Below are 2,227 nucleotides of genomic sequence, written 5' to 3'. Positions count from 1 at the left end.
AGCCCCCGCCCGCGCCACCGGTCGCACCATCTGTCAGCCGCCCATGCCCTGCTTGAGCGCGGCGCCGATCTGCACCGCCCGGCGGGGGCTCTCGGCCCGCTCGCACCACCGGTCGCACCAGCCCTACCCCACGGGGGCGGTGGCTATGCCGAGCGGACGCGGCCGGTCGGCTACGCCTGGTGGGCCGGGCCGGTCGGCGATGCCTGCCGGGCCGGGCGTGGCGCCGGCAACAGATCGGCCAGCAACTCGGTCAGCACGGTCAGCCCGTCCGGGCTGAGCACCGACTCCGGGTGGAACTGCACCCCGGCGAAACCCTGCCCGCGCAGGGCGTGCACGGACCCGTCGCGCGCGTCCCGGGCCAGCTCCACCGTCCCGTACGCGGTGTGCAGCCGGTCCGCCTCGGCCCGCGCGGTGAACGAGGAGTAGAAGCCGACCCGGCGGGCCCGGCCGAACAGGGCGACCTCCCGTTGCAACCCCTGATAGGGCGCGTCGCGGCGGTGCAGGGGCAGCCCCAGCAACCCGGCCAGCACCTGGTGCCCCAGGCAGACCGCGAGGGTGGGCCGGCCGGTCGCCAGCAGCCCGTCCAGCAGCTTGCGCAACGCGGCCATCTTCGGGTCGTCCGAGCTGCCCGGGTCGCCCGGCCCGGGCCCGGCCACCACCAGGTCGTACTCGTCGACCGGGCCACCTGCGTGCCACGGCCGCAGGGTGACCGCGAGACCCAACGCGCCAAGTTGGTGCGCCAACATGCCGGTGAAGGTGTCCTCGGCGTCCACGATCAGTGCCCGCAGACCGACCAACCCGGGCAGCCCCGGCGCGTCCGGCGCCCGCTGGTCCAGCCAGAACCGGGCCAGCGGCGTGTTCCGCGCGGCGAGCGCGTCGCGTACCGCCGGGTCGTCGGCCAGCCGCACGACCGGCCCGCGGTCGCCGGCGGGCGCCGCCGGGCCGAGACCGAGCGCGGCCAGCACTCCGGCGGCCTTGGCGTGCGTCTCGGCCACCTCGCCGGCCGCCGTGGAATGCCGGACCAGGGTCGCGCCGACCGGCACCCGCAGCCGGCCGGTGGGGGAGATCTCGGCGGTACGGATCAGGATCGGCGCGTCCAGCGTCTGGCGACCGGCGTCGTCGTGACCGAGCAGGGCCAGCACGCCCGCGTAGTAGCCCCGGCCCCGGCGCTCGTGCCGGGCGATCACCCGGCAGGCGTTCTCCATCGGGCTGCCCGTCACGGTGGGCGCGAACATCGTCTCCCGCAGCACCTCCCGCACGTCGCGGGTGCCCCGCCCGGCGAGCAGGTACTCGGTGTGCGCCAGGTGGGACATCTCCTTGAGGTACGGGCCGATGACCTGGCCGCCGTGCTCGGCGACGGTCGCCATCATCTTCAGCTCCTCGTCGAGCACCATGTAGAGCTCCTCGACCTCCTTCGGGTCGGCGAGGAACCGCAGCAGCGCTTCCCGGTCCGGGGCGTCGCCGCCGGGCCGGAAGGTGCCGCTGATCGGGTTCATCATCACGAGCCCGTCGTCGACGCTGACGTGTCGTTCCGGGCTGGCGCCGACCAGGGTCCGGGTGTCGGTGTGCACCACGAACGTCCAGTAGGCGCCGCGCTCGGCGACCAGCAGCCGGCGCAGCGCGGCCAGCGCCGCCACCAGCGGGGCGCCCTGCACGCTGGCGTGCAGGGTGCGGTGGATGACGAAGTTCGCGCCCTCGCCGCGGCCGATCTCCTCGGTGAGCACCCGCTGCACGATCCGCGCGTACTCCTCGTCGCTGACGTCGAACGCGGCGTCGCGGGTGCGGACCGGCTGGTCGGGCAGCGCGGCCAGGGCCTCGGCCAGGGGGATCCGCCGGTGCTCGCGGACCTGGAGGCACTCCAGCGGGGCGTCGTCGTCGACGCAGGCGAAGCCACGCTCGGCGATCTGCCGGAACGGCACCAGGGCCAGCGTCCGCGCCCCGGGCGCACCCGGCGACAGCGGGATGTCCGCCAGGCGGTCGACGGTGGCGACGACGCCGGTGAACAGTTCCAGCTCGTCGGCGCCCTCGCGGCGCAACAGCGCGAACGGGCCGGGGTCGTCGCCACGGGAGATGGCGGCGAGCAGGTCGGTCAGGTGGGTCAGGCTGGTCATCGTGGTCTCCGTGGGCCGGGCGCCGCCAGCGGTGGCGGCCATCCGGGCCGGGAGATCCGGCGGCCGCCTCGTGGCGGCCGCGTGGATGGAGCTACGCGCGGGGGGTGGCCGCCGGG

1 protein-coding gene is annotated in these 2,227 nt (G+C 75.7%); it reads right to left on the bottom strand.

Translation table 11 applies throughout. From position 1 onward, the window contains the following. Positions 1–170: 170 nt before the first annotated feature. Positions 171–2,102, bottom strand: coding sequence for an anthranilate synthase family protein (locus AB0J68_RS31270; protein WP_355066822.1), 1,932 nt, complete (start codon positions 2,100–2,102; stop codon positions 171–173). Between the last annotated feature and the right edge of the window lie 125 nt (positions 2,103–2,227).

The organism is Micromonospora sp. NPDC049580, assembly GCF_040675595.1.
In the GTDB taxonomy this organism is placed as follows: domain Bacteria; phylum Actinomycetota; class Actinomycetes; order Mycobacteriales; family Micromonosporaceae; genus Micromonospora.
The sequence above is the reverse complement of the archived record's forward strand: the minus strand, read 5'-3'. Positions and strand labels throughout refer to the sequence as shown.